This is a genomic window from Streptomyces sp. NPDC044064 (genome assembly GCF_056434245.1).
Window position 1 is genome coordinate 675,425 of record NZ_JBWKFN010000001.1, and the last position, 15,964, is coordinate 691,388.

The window sequence follows — 15,964 nt, forward strand, 5'->3', positions numbered from 1 at the left end:
CGGCTTCGGCTTCAGTCGACGATGATGCCGGGATAGCAATGATCATGATTCCAGCCGGGCTGGATCGCGTATCCGCAGTGGCAGGTCTCCGCCCGGGCCGGCTCGCCCTCCGAGCGGCGGCGCAGCGCGACCGCGAGCGGCTGCCGGGCGAGCCACGCCGCGGCGTCCTCGCCGTCCCAGCGGCCGAGGGACTCGGCGGAGACGAGGAGCCCGTCGGCCAGCGTCTCGAAGACGACGTCGGCCCGGCGGAGCAGGAAGCGCAGCACGTTCCCGCAGTGACCGGGGTCCATGTCGTCGAGACGGTGGCGGCGGTCCTGCGCGTCCTGCCAGACCTCGTCCTGGTTGAGGAGGGTCACGTAGTGCTCCTCCAGCGTCCAGGTCCTGTCTGCCTCGCCGCTCAGCCGCTTCGCGACCGCCTCGTGCTCCTCGGACACCTTGCGCAGCAGCTTCTCGAACTCGGCGGGACGTTCCGCCGTGAGCCGCAGGCAGAGGTCCATGGCCTCCTCGCTGACGGCCAGGGCCTCCTTCCCGTGCCCGCTGAGCGAGAGGTAGGTGCCGAGGGTGGACAGGACCCTGGCCAGTACGGGCTCGTGAGCGGTGGGATTGGCCACGGCCAGCCGCCGGCTGATCGCGACCGCCTCCCGTACGGCGGTCACCGCCTCGTCCCGGCGGCGCGCGCCCCACAGGAAGAAGCCCAGGTTGGCCACCGCCGCCGCCAGGTCGGACTCGTCGACCGCGACCGAACGGGTGAGGTCGGACACGTGTGCCGCGGGTCGGGCGGCCACCAGCCGCCGGACGATGGTCACCGCGCGCTCGGCGGCGGTCAGGGCGTCCGGCCAGCGCCGCAACCGCCAGGAGAAGATGGCCGCGTGCGCCAGCGTGACGGCGAGACCCGGCTCGTACGTCGCGGGGTCGGTGGCCGCCAGCCGCTGGAAGATTCCCATGGCCCGCTCGGTCGCCGCGAGGCCCTCCTCGGGCTTGCGTGCCTCCGACATGCCCTGCCCCAGACGGGACAGGGAGACGGCGAGGCCGGGTTCGTGCGCGGCGTCGAGGGCGGTCAGCCGCCGGAAGATGCCGACGGCCTCCTCGGCGGCCCGGCGGCTCACCTCCGCACGGTCCGCCGCGAAGGCGCGCTCGCTCAGCTCGGCCAGGGCGGTGGCCAGAGCCGGCTCGTGCGCGCCGCTGTCGGCGGCGGCCAGCCGCCGGAGGATGCCGACCGCCTGCTCGGTGACGGTCACGGCGTCGTCCCGGTGTCCCGCGCGCAGCATACGGAAGCCGAGGTTCTGGTACAGCCTGGCGTGTTCGGCGGGGTCGTCGGTGGCGGCGAGCCGGTGGTCGGTGAGGCGCCGGGTGAAGGCGGCGATGCCGGCGTCGAGGTCGGGCTGACCCCGGCCGGGCAGATGCGCGTCGACGGCTTCCAGTACGGCGGGGGCGAGGTCGAGGGCGGCGAGCGCGGTCAGGGCGGCACCGCCGGCGTCGACCGCCAGGGCCGGGTCCGCGCGCAGCAGGGTTTCCAGGTGCCGGACGGCGTGCGGCCAGCGGTGCGGTGCGGCCGCCGAGGCCAGGAAGGTCAGGGCACGGGCGAGGTGCGCGGGTGGCGATCCGTCCGGGTCGCGGGCGACGAGCGCGCCGGCGAAGTCCGCCGCCCAGGGAGCGGTGGGACGGCCGGTCACCTGGTGCCCGGGCAGGGTCAGGGCGAGGAAGTCCTCGGCGAGCCGGTCGGGGTAGAGCGGCTCCAGGACGGCACCGGGCTCCTGCGGCGGGTAACAGGTGGTGTGGTCGGCGAGCAGCCGCCCGGGGCGCTCCAGACCGAGACCACCAAGCAGCGCGGTGCCGTCCGCGTGCGCGGCGGCGCCGGTGAGCGCCGCGGTGAAGACCACCTGGCTCATGGCGCTGGGCGGGGTCTCGAAGTCGAGTCCCTCCAGCCGGAGTTCGTGGAGCCGGGTCCAGTGCCGGTGTTCCCGGTCGAGCAGGTAGGCGGACAGGCCGGCCATGTCCCGCGGGGGTCTGCTGCCCCGCGTGTGAGCGTCGACGGCCACCAGGGCGGCCATGTGCAGGGCGAGGACCAGACCGAACTCCGGCCGGTCCAGGTAGTCGGGCACGGGGATGACGGACGGGTCGGTGAGACCGTAGCGGGCGGCGAAGCAGTCCCGGGCGACGGTGAACATGGTCTGCCGCTCGCCGAGTCCAGCGGCCCGGTCGTCCAGCGGCCGCAGCGCGCGGTCGCCGGTCTCCGTCCCGGTGTCGTCCAGCGCGGCGCGCACGGCCGGCCAGGGGCTGACCGACCGGGCGAGCAGCAGCACCCGGGCCGGCAGCTGCCGGTCGAGCAGCTTGTTGCTGAACAGCAAGGTCAGATGGGAGAGCGGCCAGCGGTCGGCGTAGTCCACGACCAGCAGCAGCCCGGCGGCGCCGTCGAGGCGCAGGTCCTGGCTGCCCAGGTGCGGCTGGACGGCGCCGGAACCGTGGGTGGCCGTGACGACTTTCCAGCCCACCGCGGCGCTGTCGGCGGCGAACCGGGCCGCGAGCCGGGTCTTGCCCTGGCCGCCGGGGCCGTGCAGCCAGAGGGCCGCGGCGCGCGGGCCGTCGCCGTCGCGCCACGCGGCCAGCTCGGCCCGCTCCCGGTCCCGTCCGGTGAAGTCGACCGCCTGGAAACGGGCGTTGAGCAGGCGGCTGGGCTGGGCGGTGAGCCAGGCAGTGTCCTGGTCCGCGGAGGCGCCGGCCGGCCTGTGCTCGGAGAGCAGGTAGACCGGGCCCCGGTCGGGGAAGACGTGCAGATCGGCGCCGATGACGCCGTACCCGAACCCGCCCTCGACACGGACCACCTGCCGGGGCCCCGGGACAGCATCGGTCACCTGGCTTCTCCGCCGTCGCCTCCCCGGCCAGGAGGAGCCTGGTGCACGATGACGTTGCCGCCCTGCACCGCGAAGACCTGACCGCCGTCCTTCGCGACGTTGTTCTGCACCCATGCGCGCTGCCTCTCGGGCAGCTGCCGGCGGATCTCGTCGATCAGCTCCCGCAGTTCGCCGGCGGCGTCCGGGTGTTCGCCGAGCAGCGACTCCAACTCCAGCTGCCACACGGGCAGCAGGCTCTGCCGCACCCGCTCGGCGTCGTCCGCCCGGACGACCAGGGCCGCGTTGTTGTCCAACTGCGCCTCGATGGCCGCCTGCCGGTCCTCCCCGCGGTGACCGAACAGCTTGGCGATCCCGCCCCGCGCGACCGTCCAGGAGTCGGTGGCCATGGCTCCGACCACCGTCGTGCCTCCGGCCAGAATCAGTTCCTCCAGCATCATGCCCCCGTCCTGCGCTCTCAAGAACCTTGTTCCGTACGCCTATTGTCCATCCCGGCGATCAAGACCGGCACCGTGGCAGGACTGTCGGTGGTGGCGGGCATGCTGGTCGGAGCTGAGCGGGGTGGTCGCGCGCCTGGACAGGTCGGCGGTCACCGCGTTCGCCCCGGCACTCACCGAATCGGCAGCCCTGGCCGCCGGGACCGGGCCGAAGACCTGACGGAGCGGTCCGCTCAGGGCGACCGCGGCGGTCTCACCCACCCCAGGGACCGCTCCACGGCCCGCTGCCAGTTCTCGTACTCCCACTGCCGCACCTCGGGGTCCATGTCGGGCAGCCACTGGCCGGCCCGGTGCCAGTTGCGGCGCAGTACCTCCAGGTCAGACCAGTAGCCGGCGGCGAGACCGGCCGCGTAGGCGGCGCCGAGGGAGACGGTCTCGGCGACCATGGGCCGCACCACGGGGACGTCGAGCACGTCGGCCACGAACTGCATGAGCAGATTGTCGGCCGTCATGCCGCCGTCGACCTTGAGCTGCTTGAGGGCGATCGAGGAGTCGGCGTTCATGGCGTCGACGACCTCTCGCGTCTGCCATCCGGTGGCCTCCAGGACGGCTCGGGCCAGGTGTCCCTTGGTGATGTACGAGGTGAGGCCGACGATGACCCCGCGCGCGTCGCTGCGCCAGTGGGGTGCGAACAGACCCGAGAAGGCGGGGACGATGTAGCAGCCGCCGTTGTCCTCGACCGAGCGCGCGAGGGTCTCGATCTCCGGGGCGCTGCTGATCAGGCCCAGGCGGTCGCGGAACCACTGGACCAGTGCCCCGGTGACGGCTATCGAACCCTCCAGGGCGTAGACGGGCGGCGAGTCCCCGACCTTGTAGGCGACGGTGCTGAGGAGTCCGTTGTGGGACCGCACGAGGTCGTTGCCGGTGTTGAGCAGCAGGAAGCTGCCCGTTCCGTAGGTGCACTTCGCCTCGCCCGGGGAGAAGCAGGTCTGGCCGAAGAGGGCGGCCTGCTGGTCGCCGAGGGCGGCCGTGATCGAGACGCCGGGGAGCAGGGAGCGGGCGTCGCCGTACGTCTCGGCGGAGGACCTGATCTCGGGCAGCATCGAATGGGGCACGCCGAAGAAGGCCAGGAGCTCCTCGTCCCAGGCGAGGCTGCGGATGTTCATCAGCATCGTGCGGCTGGCGTTGGTGGGGTCGGTGATGTGCAGACCGCCGTCGGCGCCGCCGGTGAGGTTCCAGATCAGCCAGCTCTCGATCGTCCCGAACAGCACCTCGCCGTCCTTCGCGCGCTGTTCCAGGCCCTTGACGTGGTCGAACAGCCAGCGGATCCGCAGCGCCGAGAAGTAGGTGGAGGGCGGCAGACCGCACCGCTCCAGGAAGAATTCCTCTCCGGGCTGTTGTCCCAGGGCCTCGACGAGCGGCGCCGTGCGGGTGTCCTGCCAGACGAGCGCCCGGCCCAGCGGGGTTCCGGTGCGCCGGTCCCAGAGCACGGTGGTCTCCCGCTGGTTGGCCAGGCCGATGGCGGCGACCTGTCCCGCGTCGAGGCCGGCGCCGGACAGGGCCTCGGGCACGACGCGCTGCAGGTTGTGCCAGATCTCGACGGCGTCGTGCTCGACCCAGCCGGGCCGCGGGAAGTGCTGCTGGTGCTCCCTCTGCGCGACCGACACCAGCCGTCCACGGTGGTCGAACAGAATGCACCGGGTGGAGTTGGTCCCCTGATCGACGGACATTACGTACCGTTCAGCCATGATCGGGTCTGCCTTCCGACGGGTCGGGGAGCGGCGGGTCGGCTCTACCAGCGAGTGGCCCCCAGGTCTCTGGAGATCGCCCGCGAGGCCTCGCGGATCAGGGTGATCTGACTCGGGCGGGGGTGGCCATGGCTGTCGCAGATCCGCTCGACGGGCCCGGACAGCCCGATGGCGCCGACGACGAGGCCGCCGTGGCCCCGGATCGGCGCGGCGAGCCCCGCCTCGCCCATGCTCATCTCCTGGATCTCGGCGGCCCAGCCGAGCTCCCGGACCTCGGCGAGCGCCCGGGTCAGCTGCTCGGGAGTGACCAGGGTGTGCCGGGTGTACGACTCCAGCTGCAGTTCCTGTCCCGGCTCCAGGGACGCCGCCCCGTAGGCCAGCAGTACCTTGCCGAGCGAGGAGGCGTGCAGGGGCAGCAGTGAGCCCACGTCCAGGGTCTGGAAGGTGTCGTCCGGCCGGAAGACGTGGTGGACCACGAGGACCCGGCCCTCCAGCGGGGTTCCGAGGCGTACCGATTCCCCGCTGCGGGCGGCGAGGGCGTCGGCCCAGTTGAGGGAGCGCGACCGCAGCTCGTTGACGTCCAGGTAGCTGGTGCCCAGGTGCAGCAGGGCGGCCCCGAGCTGGTACTTCCCGGTCGCCGCGTCCTGTTCCACGAAGTCCACGTGCTGGAGTGTGCGCAGGATGCCGTGGGCGGTGCCCTTCGCCAGGCCGAGCGAGGCAGCCACCTCGCCCAGCCCGAGCCGGCGGGGCCCGGCGGCGAGCAGCCGCAGGATCGCCGCCGCCCGTTCGATCGACTGGACTGGGCCGGCCATGAAGCGAGCGTATTACCGCCACGGACGCCTCGCTTCACGGGCGGATTGAGCGCCCCGGCTTCGGGTGGGACGTGGAGCGTTCGGTAATGCCGACCACCGTTCATTGACCCGCTCGGTTTGTCTCCATAACGTGCTTCAAAGCCCGGAAAAGCGACCACGGAACGGCGCACGACCGGCAGGATCACCCGAGGAGTGAACATGGCGGCTCAGCTCAACACGCTGCTGCGTGAGGCGTGCGAACACGTGTGTCCGCTGCCTGCCGTCACCGGCGCCGTCCCGGCCGTACGCCGCCGCGTGCGCGCCGTCCTCGGTGACTGGGACGTGCCCCCGGAGATCGTCGACGATGCTCTGCTGCTGATGTGCGAGCTGGTCACGAACGCGATCGTGCACGCCCTGCCCCCGGCCAGGATGCGGCTCTCGTGGATTCGGTCCGAGGAGCGCCGCACCCTGCGCATCGAGGTCACCGACACCGGTCCGGCACTGCTGGGCGGCCGGGCCCGCGCCGGGATCGACCCGGACGAGCACGGCCGGGGCGAGACGATCGTGCACGCCCTCGCGACGCGTCATGGCATACGCGTCCACGCCGGCGGGGTCACCCGCTGGGCCGACCTCGTCGCGACCTGAAGCCCGGCCTCCGGCCGGCACCGCACGGGGACGGGTTCGGCCACGGTCTCCTTGCGCAGCAGCAGCAGCGCGGCGTCGTCGTGCAGCCGCCCGCCCACGTGGGCCAGCAGTTCGTCATGGAGCGCGGTCAGCGTCCGCGCCGGCTCGTCGCACGCATGCCGGGCCACGCCTTCGGCCAGCGGGTAGAACTCGCGAGCATGATCCCGGGCCTCGGTCACCCCGTCGGTGTACAGCAGCAGCTGGTCTCCGTCGGCGAAGGGCAGGACCTGGAGGCGCGGGGCCTGACCCGACAGGGCGCGCAGCCCGAGCGGCGGGGCGGGATCACTGGCCTCCACCGCCTCGACCCCTCCGGACGCGGAGATCATCAGCGGGGGCGCGTGTCCGCAGTTCACGACCTCCAGCTGCCCCGTCCCCGGGTAGCCGGCGACCACGGCGGTGACGAAGTCGTCGGGGCCGAGATTGCGCGCCAGGCTCCGTTCGATCCGGTCGACGACGGCCAGCAGGTCGGGCTCGTCGTGGGCGGCCTCACGGAAGACGCCCAGCACCAGTGCGGCGGTCCCCACCGCGGGCAGCCCCTTGCCGCGCACGTCGCCGACGATCAGCCTGACCCCGTGCGGGGTGTCCACCAGGGCGTAGAGATCTCCGCCTATCCGGGCCTCGGCCGCGGCGGCGCTGTAGCGGACGGCCGTCCGGAACGGGCCGACCGTCTCCGGGACGGGCTGCAGGAGGGCGTGCTGGGCGGCCTCCGCGACCGTACGGACGGCCGCGAGGACGCGTTCGCGGCGGCCGCGCAGCGCACTGGCCAGGGCGCTTGCCGCGGTGACGGCCAGCAGGGCGGACAGGACGGCCGCCAGTTCGCGCACGGGAACCCCGCCCTTGCTGCCCAGCACCGCACCCAGCACCAGGGCCAGGAGACCGACGCAGAGCACGCCGCGCGGCCCGTTGGTGGTGGCGGCCAACGCGGGTCCGGCGACCAGCAGCGGCAGGCAGATCATTCCCGCCCCGCCGGCGAGGTCGGCGACCACGATGACGGCGACGATCAGCACCGGCAGCACGGCGGCGACCGGCCCGGTGGCACGCCGGTGGGCGTCCGCCCAGGCACTCGCTCGCTCGCTCGACAGCCTCATCGGCCAGTGGTGTCGCACCTGGCTCATGTCTCGTCCGCAGTCCTCGTCTTTACGGGGTAGTTAGCCCGGAATGTCCGGTCAGTCCAGGAAACGGGTTGAGCGCGGGCTGCCACAAGGTGTGGATTTTCAGATAGTGAGCGAGAGAGTCCTGGTCACGCGGCTCGCGATCAGGAGCAGCCGGGACCGGATTTCCTGGAGCTGCGCGTGCCGCTCCACCGGCAGGGAGACGCCGAGCGAGCCGAGTACGTCCCCGGAGTAGACGGGCACGGCGACGCAGACCGTGCCGAGTGCGTACTCCTCGAGGTCCGTGACGGCCGGTGCCAGGGGGGAGGTGTCGAGCCTGCGCAGCAGTTCCGGACGGCTGGTGACGGTCCGCGGCGTGAGATCGGGCAGGTGGTGCCGGGACAGGTACTCCTGGCGGCCGTCCTCGTCCAGTTCCCGCAGCACGGACTTGCCCAGCGCGGTGGCGTGTGCGGCGTCCTCGAAGCCCACCCACAGCTCCGCCCTGGGCGCGCGGGGGCCGTCGACGATCTCGGCGACCCTGATCTCGCCGTCCTCGTAGAACGTGAGGTAGGCGGCCCCGGCCAGCTCGTCCCGCAGCGCGGCGAGCGTCGGCCGGACACGGCTGAGCATCGCCTGTGTGTTGCCCGCCGAGTGCAGCGACGTCAGCTTCTCCCCCAGGACGAAGACACCGTCGTCGAGTTTGCGCAGGTATCCGTCGTGGACCAGGGTGCGCAGCAGGTGGTAGGCGGTGGCCAGGGGCAGCCCGGTCTCACGTGCCAGCTGTTTCGCCGGCGCGCCGTTCTCGTGCGCGCTCACCGCCTCCAGCAGCCGGAAGGCACGCTGCACGGACGTGATGAGTGTCGGGCCGTCCTGAGCGCCCATAGGAACAGACTGCGTCGCGCACCCGGCACAGGCAAGCAGGGGTCACATCGCGGGCGCGGCCAGGACCGTACGGCAGTCGCGCCAGGCGTCGGCACTGAGCAGGTCCTGGAGCCGGGTGAAGAGGGCGAGGAGGCCGGGGCCCCACTGCTCGCGGAAGGCGGGGTCGATGCGGGCGAGGTCGAGTTCGTTCGCGGCCGACAGTTCGGCGAAGTCCCGGCGCAGCTGCGGCTCCGGAACCCGGGAGAGGCCGGTGAAGCGGTCGCGGAAGGGCGCGCCGGGCCTGGCGAGGTCCGGGTAGGTGGCTTTCCGGTCGCAGGAGGCATACACGTAGACGATCTCCTCGGCCTCGGTGCCGATCACCGCCGCGAGGTCCGTACGGCGGTCCACGGGGAGCAGTCCGGTGGGAAAGCCGTCGGTGCCGTAGAACGCGTGGCAGAGCCCGGCGAGCTGGAGGGCGGGGCGGGCCTGCCACAGGGCGAGCCGGTCCTGGACACGCCTCAGGTGCGCGAGGAGGGTGCCGCCGGGGTGGGCCATGCCTTCCGCCCCCAGCTCGCGCAGCAGGGCCGCGGCACGGTCGGCGGCGGGGTGGGCGGGCTCGGTGTTCGCGTCCATGCGCTCTTTCTCCCCCAGGTCGTCGAGGTCATGTCGCCGGCTGTTTTGTCGCGTTCATGGGGACAGGACGGCTCGTCGCGCTCACGCCGACGGGTGGGCCGGGCGGACGCCGGACCGGAACTTCGGGACGCGTACGGTGATCTTCGTGCCGGCCCCGACGCCGGTCTCGATGACCAGGCCGTGCGCGTCGCCGTACACCTGTCGCAGTCGCATGTCCACGTTGCTCAGGCCGATGCCGGCGGACGGTCCGCCCCTGCCGCGCAGGATCTCGCGCAGGCGCTGCGGCTCCATGCCGACGCCGTTGTCCTCGATGACGACCCGGGCCTCGGTTCCCTCGTCCTCCGCGGTGATCGTGATGCGGCTGCGTTCGACGGACTCCTCCAGACCGTGTTTGAGCGCGTTCTCGACGAGGGGTTGCAGGCAGAGGAAGGGCAGGGTGACCGGCAGCACCTCGGGGGCGATCCGAAGGGTCACCTCCAGGCGTCTGCCGAAGCGGGCGCGGGCGAGTTCGAGGTACTGCTCGATGGAGCGCAGCTCCTCCGCGAGGGTGGTGAAGTCGCCGCCCCGGCGGAAGGAGTAGCGGGTGAAGTCGGCGAACTCCAGGAGGAGTTCGCGTGCCCTCTCCGGGTCGGTACGGACGAACGAGGCGATGCTCGCGAGGGAGTTGTAGATGAAGTGCGGGGAGATCTGGGCGCGCAGGGCCCGGATCTCCGCCTCGATCACGCCGGAGCGGGCCCGGTCCAGGTCGACGAGTTCGAGCTGGACGGAGACCCAGCGGGCCACTTCCTCGGCGGCCCGGACGATCGCCGCGGACTCCTGGTCGCCGAACGCGCCGAGCGTGCCGGGGTTCCGGCCGTCGACGGTGAGCGGTGCCACGACTCCCCGGCGGACGGGGCAGGTGTCGTCGTCGCAGGACAGCGCGAAGGTCTGGGTACGGCCGGTGCGCAGGGCGTGGGCGAGGTGCGCCTCGGCCTCGCCCCGGTGGTGGTCGCCGACGCCGTCCCAGGCCAGCACGGACTCCTCGTCGGTGAGGGCCAGGGCGACCGTGCCGAGCAGCGGGCGCAGCCGCCGGGCCGCCTTGCGGGCGGTGTCCGGGGTCAGGCCGGCGCGCAGGGGCGGTGCGGCGAGCGAGGCGGTGTGCAGGGTGTGGAAGGTGGCCCGTTCGACGGGGGTGCCGGGACCCGCCGGGTTCTCCTGCTGCCGGCGGGCGCCGGCATGGCCGAGGGCGGCGCCCAGCACGAACAGGGCTAGCGCGGCGAGGGCCAGGGCGACGGTGCCGAGTGCGCTCACGGGCGCACCCGGGTGCCGAGCAGGGCGGGCCGGCCGGTGACTGTCTCGGGCAGATGGAGCCGGGCCATCGTGGCGGCGGCGCCGGCGGGGACGCGGTCGCGGGTGGCCAGCGAGATCAGCACCATCGCCGCGAACCCCACCGGCACCGACCAGACGGCGGGCCAGGCCAGCAGGGTGTGCTGCCAGCCCGAGCGGGCGCCGCCCGCGATCGTCACCGTCACCGCGGTGAGCGCCGAGCCGCCGCCGAGGAGCAGTCCGGCGACGGCGCCGGGCGGTGTGAGGCCGCGCCACCAGATGCCGAGGAGGAGCAGCGGGCAGAACGAGGAGGCGGACACGGCGAAGGCCAGGCCGACCGCGTCGGCCACGGGCAGGTCGCTGACGACGGTGTTGGCGGCGGTCGGTACGGCGATCGCCGGCAGTGTCGCCAGCCGGAAGTGCCGGATGCCGAGGGTCGGCAGCACGTCCTGGGCGAGGACGCCGGCGACGGACATGGTGAGTCCGGAGACGGTGGACAGGAACGCCGCGCAGGCACCGCCCGCGACGAGGGCGCCGAGCAGGTCGCCGCCCACTCCGCCGATCAGCCTCTGCGGCAGCACGAGGACGGCCGCGTCGGTGTCACCGGTGAGCAGCAGATCGGGCGCGTAGAGGCGGCCGAGCACGCCGTAGAGCGGGATCAGCAGGTAGAAGGCGCCGAGCAGACCGAGCACGACGACGGTGGTGCGGCGGGCGGCGCGGCCGTCGGGGTTGGTGTAGAACCGCACGACGACGTGCGGCAGGCCCATGGTGCCGAGGAAAGTGGCGAGGATCAGCCCGTAGGTGGCGTACAGGCCGTGCTGTTCACGGCCGGCCGAGAGGGGGTTCGCCCAGCTCGACGGGGCCGTCCGGGCGACGCCCGCGTCGGGCAGGGGCACGCGGGCCCCGGACGGGAAGCGCAGGGTGGTGTCGGTGCCGATCCGGTGGGTGCCGGCGTCGAGGGTGAGCGGGCCGCCGTCCAGGTGCCGTCCGTCGACAGTTCCGCTCGCGGTGATCCGTACCGGCTCGTGGACGGTGAGGGTCAGCGGGCTGTCGACGCGCACCGGGGTGGAGTGCCGGAAGACGGGCCGTTCGTCCCAGGACGGGGCCGGCGTGTGGTCCGCGCGCCAGGCGAGCAGCAGGAACACGGCGGGCACCAGGAGGGCGGTGAGTTTCAGCCAGTACTGGAACGCCTGGACGAAGGTGATGCTGCGCATGCCTCCGGCAGCCACCGCCACGGTGACCACGGCGGCGACGACCAGGCCGCCGAACCAGCCGGGCGCGCCGGTGAGCAGCCGTAGGGTCAGTCCGGCGCCGCGCAGCTGCGGCAGCAGATAGAGCCAGCCGACACCGACGACGAGCACGCTCGCGATCCGCCGGACGGCCCGGGACTCCAGCCGTGCCTCGGCGAAGTCCGGCAGGGTGTAGGCGCCGGAGCGGCGCAGCGGGGCGGCGACGAAGGCCAGCAGGACCAGGAAACCGGCGGTGTAGCCGATCGGGAACCACAGCATGTCGACGCCCTGGGCGAGGACCAGTCCGGCGACGCCCAGGAAGGAGGCGGCGGAGAGGTACTCACCGCTGACGGCGAACGCGTTGAGCCGCGGCGGGACGCTGCGCGAGGCGACGTAGAAGTCCGAGGTGGTCCGGGAGATCCGCAGCCCCAGCGCACCGACGAGCACCGTGGCCAGGACCACGGCCGTCACGCCGGCGATCGAATACGTCTGGTTCAACGGGCGGTCACGTCACCCTCGTTGCGCTCGGCACGGCGGACGTACCAGGCGCCGGCGCACAGCAGGGCGGGATACGGCGCCACGCCCAGGACGAGCCAGACACCCGGCCGGTTGTCGGCGAGCGGGAGCATCCGCAGCAGTACGGGCAGCAGGCCCAGCGAGGCCGCGAGCAGGAGGGTGACGGTCAGCGCAGCCCGCAGCTGACGGCGCATCAACGACCCTACTGCCAGGCCTTCTTCGGGTTGGGCGGCCGCGGTGCGGGGCCGGGGCAGGGCAGCGCGGTCGGTGCCGGGCCGTCCGGTGACCACTTCCCTGCGCGGGACGGACTCCGCACCCATGACGCACTCCCGACGCCGCGGTGATCACCTTGTTGCGGTGAGTGTACGCAGCGCGCCATCGGTGAGGTAGACGCCGGACGAGGTTCGCGCACGCCCGCCACGGCGGGCCGCGGTCACCGCGGCCCGCCCACCGCGCCCTGGGCCTGCCGCGCCAGCAGGTCCCGCAGTTCCCGCGCGTTGCGGCGGCTCACGGCGAGGATCCGGTCACCGACGCGGACGGTCAGGTTTCCGCCGTCCAGGCGCAGTTCCTCGATGCGGCCGAGGGCGACCAGGCGACTGCGGTGGATGCGGACGAAGCCGCGGGAGCGCCACTGTTCCTCCAGCGCGGACAGCGGGATCCGCACCAGGTGGCTGCCGTGCGCGGTGTGCAGGCGCGCGTAGTCGCCCTGCGCCTCGACGTAGGTGATGTCGGCGATGGGGACGAAGCGGGTCACCCCGCCCAGCTCCACGGGCACCTGGTCGCCGAACGCGCCGGCCGGGCCCTGCACCGCGCGGGTCAGCTCGACGACGCGCCGTACTGCCTCCGCGAAGCGCTCCTTGCGCAGGGGCTTGAGGAGATAGTCCACGGCCTTGAGGTCGAACGCCCTGAGCGCGAAGTCCTCGTGGGCGGTGACGAAGACGATCGGCGGTGGTGCGGCGAAGCCGCCGAGCAGGTCCGCCAGGTCGAGACCGCTGAGGCCGGGCATGTTGATGTCGAGGAAGACGACGTCGACGGCCTCGGCGCCGTCCGGCCCCGCCTCCCTGGCGCGTTCGAGCAGCCGCAGGGCATCGGTGGCGTCCGAGGCAGGCAGGACGGTGCCGATCCGCGGGTCGCCGCCCAGCAGGTACAGCAGCTCCTCCAGGGCGGGTTCCTCGTCGTCCACCGCGAGTGCGCGCAGCATCTCCCGCATCCCCTCGTCTCCGCTTCCCTGCGAATGCCCAGAGTGTCAGTCCGGCAGCCGCATGCGCACCCTCTCCCCCGGACCGACGCGCACCACGCGGTCCGGCAGCCTGATGTCGATGGGCGTGGGCCCCGAGGCCGTCGGCATGGCGGCCTCCAGCTGGCCGGAGCGCAGCCGCAGCCGCACGCCCCAGTGGCCCTGGTAGCGCAACGAGAAGCCGTAGGAGGAGAGTTCCGGGAGCGGGACGGGGTCGAGCCGGAGTTCGTTGTCGCGGGTCTCCAGGCCGGTGAGACAGCGCTGGACGAGGTCGAGGGTCCCGGCCATGGCACCGAGGTGGATGCCCTCGCCGGTGGTGCCGCCCTGGACGTCGGCGATGTCCCCGCGCAGCGTCTCCTGGACGAAGGACCAGGCGTCGGCGCGGCGGGCGCGGGCCAGGATCCAGCCGTGGACCAGGCCGCTGAGGGTGGAGCCGTGCGTGGTGCGGTGCAGGTAGTGGTCGACCGTCGCGGTCCAGGTGTCCTCGTCGAGGCGGTGGCCCAACCAGGAGAAGAGGGAGCGGAGTTCGTCCGGTGAGAACAGGTAGCCGAGCATCAGGACGTCGGCCTGCTTGGACGCCTTGTAGCGGTTGACGGTGTCGCCCTCCGCCTCCAGGATCCGGTCCAGGCGCCGGATGTCGCCGTACCGCTCGCGGTAGCCGTGCCAGTCCAGTTCGGCGAGGTCGCCGTACCCCTCGAACTGGCTGATCACACCGTCGTGGAAGGGCACGTGGAGGGTGCGGGAGACCTCCTCCCAGCGGGCGAGTTCGTCCTCCTCCAGGCCGGTGCGCTCGACGAGTTCGCGGCGGCGCGGCTCGGGCAGGGTGCGCAGCAGGTCCAGGGTACGGGTGAGGACCCAGGCGGCGGTGACGTTGGTGTAGGCGTTGTCGTCCAGACCGGGCCCGGGTGCGCCGGGGTAGGCGTCGTGGTACTCGTCGGGGCCGATCACGCCTCGGATGCGGTGCCGGCCGAGGTGTTCGTCGTAGCCGGCCGAGTCGGCCCAGAAGCGGGCGATCTCGAGGAGTGTCTCGGCGCCGTCGGTGTGCAGGAAGTCCATGTCCCCGCTGGCCTCGCAGTACTGCAGCACGTTGTACGCCACGGCCGAGCCGACGTGCCGCTGCAGCCGGGTGTGGTCGGGCAGCCAGCGCCCGGAGCGGGGGTTGAGGTGCAGCTCCTGGGTCTCCTCGCGGCCGTCGCTGCCGCTCTGCCACGGGTACAGCGCACCGCGCAGGCCGGCCTCGCGGGCCGCGTGCCGGGCCGCGTCCAGGCGGCGGTGGCGGTAGCGCAGCAGGGCGCGGGAGACCTCGGGCAGATGGAGGTTGAGGTAGGGCAGGACGAACAGCTCGTCCCAGAAGACGTGCCCCCGGTACGCCTCGCCGTGCAGTCCGCGTGCGGGCACGCCGACGTCGAGGTCGGCCGTGTGCGGGGACAGGGTCTGCAGCACGTGGAAGAGGTGCAGACGCAGGATGCGGCCGGGATCCCCCGGCACGTCCAGTTCGGACCGCCGCCACAACTGCTCCCAGGCCGTGAGGTGCGAGGTGAGCAGTTCGTCGAAGCCGGGCGCGTCGGCGACCCGGTCGAGGGCCGCGCACAGCGGGTCGCTGATGGCGGGGTCGTGGGAGGTGTGCAGGGCGACGGTCTTGTCGACGGTGACCGTGCGTCCGGGCTCCAGGGACAGCCACAGGCGCTGCACGGCCCGCCGAGTCTCATGGGCGTCCGACACCGGCACGTCGGCCACCAGCCGCGAGGCGAGCCCGACGGCGGCGTCCGAGGTACGGGTGTGGCAGCGCAGCCACATCGTGCCGGGTGCTGCCGCACTGCCCGTCTCGACGTGGGTGAGGTGGCGGCCGTCGAGGTCCCGGTAGCGGGCCACGCCGGAGTTGGTGACGCCTCCGTCGAGCGCGGCCTCGACGTCCAGCTCGGTGGTGCGGCCCTCCACGGTGAGGTCGGTGCGCAGGGCGGCGAGGTGCGGGTCGGCCATGTGGACGAGGCGCAGCTGCCGGACGAGGAGCGTGCCGTCGGCGCCCAGCCGGTAGCGGGTACGGCGCTCCAGTACCCCCGGGTCCAGGTGCAGGACCAGCTGGTGTTCGGCGACCGGGGCGGTGTCCGGGGTGAGCCAGTCGCTCCCGGCGGGGCGGAAGCGCAGCGGCAGCCAGTTGGGCAGATTGACGATGTCCTCGTTCTGGACGCGGCGCCCGGCGACCTCCGAGGTGAGCCGGTTGTAGCAGCCGGCCGCGTAGGTGCCGGGGTAGTGCACCGCGTCCGCGACGCACTCGGGCAGCGCCCCGCGGGTGGCGAAGTAGCCGTTGCCGAGCGTGCACAGGGACTCCCGCAGGCGTTCCTCCGCGGGGTCGTAGCCGTCGTACTCCCACAGCAGACCCGTCACCGAAGCGGTCCTTCCGTCCTCCTCGGTCCAGTCTCCCTCGCTGTCGGGAGATCGGCCTGCGGAGGGGGGGGGGGGGGGGGGGGGGGTCCCCCCCCCCCCCCCCCCCCCCCCCCGCGGGCGTGGCCAAAGCGAACAAGATTCTCCTCCCAGCCCCCGGCGCCCCCCCTCCCTTTTTGGCTCTGTGGCATGTTTCGCTTT

At 73.0% G+C, this 15,964-nt stretch carries 13 protein-coding genes; 1 reads left to right on the forward strand and 12 read right to left on the reverse strand.

Annotated elements, in window-relative coordinates:
- Window positions 1-11 precede the first annotated feature (11 nt).
- The 4 genes from AC07DS_RS03005 to AC07DS_RS03020 form a co-directional block, all read right to left on the reverse strand.
- Entirely contained in the window at window positions 12-2,852 is a 2,841-nt protein-coding gene (locus AC07DS_RS03005) for a tetratricopeptide repeat protein (RefSeq protein WP_479142085.1), read from the reverse strand.
- Window positions 2,849-3,289 carry a hypothetical protein gene (locus tag AC07DS_RS03010; protein WP_479142087.1) on the reverse strand — a complete coding sequence of 147 codons (441 nt, stop codon included), beginning with the start codon at window positions 3,287-3,289 and terminating at the stop codon, window positions 2,849-2,851. The genes AC07DS_RS03005 and AC07DS_RS03010 overlap by 4 nt, the downstream gene beginning before the upstream one ends.
- Before the next feature lie 230 nt (window positions 3,290-3,519).
- The gene (gene glpK, locus AC07DS_RS03015) at window positions 3,520-5,034 is read right to left on the reverse strand and encodes a glycerol kinase GlpK (RefSeq protein WP_479142089.1); all 1,515 of its coding nucleotides are present in this window, start codon (window positions 5,032-5,034) and stop codon (window positions 3,520-3,522) included.
- Window positions 5,035-5,078: 44 nt separating this feature from the next.
- Complete coding sequence (locus AC07DS_RS03020) at window positions 5,079-5,846, reverse strand: IclR family transcriptional regulator (protein WP_145877297.1); 768 nt, start codon at window positions 5,844-5,846, stop codon at window positions 5,079-5,081.
- A 198-nt stretch (window positions 5,847-6,044) separates the two neighbouring features.
- On the opposite strand from AC07DS_RS03020, the gene AC07DS_RS03025 reads away from it, so the two are divergent.
- A complete protein-coding gene (locus tag AC07DS_RS03025; RefSeq protein ID WP_479142091.1) occupies window positions 6,045-6,470 on the forward strand; it encodes an ATP-binding protein in 426 nt (141 codons plus the stop codon).
- Here the strand turns inward: AC07DS_RS03025 and AC07DS_RS03030 are convergent.
- The 8 genes from AC07DS_RS03030 to AC07DS_RS03065 form a co-directional block, all read right to left on the reverse strand.
- Window positions 6,410-7,624: a PP2C family protein-serine/threonine phosphatase gene (locus AC07DS_RS03030; RefSeq protein WP_479142093.1), complete on the reverse strand. Its 1,215-nt coding sequence runs from the start codon at window positions 7,622-7,624 to the stop codon at window positions 6,410-6,412. The two genes, AC07DS_RS03025 and AC07DS_RS03030, sit on opposite strands and share 61 nt — an antisense overlap.
- A 99-nt stretch (window positions 7,625-7,723) precedes the next feature.
- Window positions 7,724-8,482, reverse strand: a complete 759-nt coding sequence (locus AC07DS_RS03035) for an IclR family transcriptional regulator (protein ID WP_479142095.1) — start codon at window positions 8,480-8,482, stop codon at window positions 7,724-7,726.
- A gap of 42 nt (window positions 8,483-8,524) precedes the next feature.
- Window positions 8,525-9,094, reverse strand: a complete 570-nt coding sequence (locus tag AC07DS_RS03040; protein WP_479142097.1) for a DUF6817 domain-containing protein — start codon at window positions 9,092-9,094, stop codon at window positions 8,525-8,527.
- Window positions 9,095-9,175: 81 nt separating this feature from the next.
- On the reverse strand, window positions 9,176-10,384 hold the full coding sequence (locus AC07DS_RS03045; protein ID WP_479142099.1) for a sensor histidine kinase: 1,209 nt from the start codon (window positions 10,382-10,384) through the stop codon (window positions 9,176-9,178).
- Window positions 10,381-12,126: a sodium/solute symporter gene (locus AC07DS_RS03050; RefSeq protein ID WP_479142101.1), complete on the reverse strand. Its 1,746-nt coding sequence runs from the start codon at window positions 12,124-12,126 to the stop codon at window positions 10,381-10,383. The genes AC07DS_RS03045 and AC07DS_RS03050 overlap by 4 nt, the downstream gene beginning before the upstream one ends.
- Entirely contained in the window at window positions 12,123-12,464 is a 342-nt protein-coding gene (locus AC07DS_RS03055) for a hypothetical protein (protein WP_479142103.1), read from the reverse strand. Before AC07DS_RS03055 ends, AC07DS_RS03050 begins: the two co-directional genes overlap by 4 nt.
- 113 nt (window positions 12,465-12,577) lie before the next feature.
- The gene (locus AC07DS_RS03060) at window positions 12,578-13,345 is read right to left on the reverse strand and encodes a LytR/AlgR family response regulator transcription factor (protein WP_479142105.1); all 768 of its coding nucleotides are present in this window, start codon (window positions 13,343-13,345) and stop codon (window positions 12,578-12,580) included.
- Window positions 13,346-13,390: 45 nt separating this feature from the next.
- Window positions 13,391-15,766 carry a glycoside hydrolase family 65 protein gene (locus tag AC07DS_RS03065; protein WP_479142107.1) on the reverse strand — a complete coding sequence of 792 codons (2,376 nt, stop codon included), beginning with the start codon at window positions 15,764-15,766 and terminating at the stop codon, window positions 13,391-13,393.
- Between the last annotated feature and the right edge of the window lie 198 nt (window positions 15,767-15,964).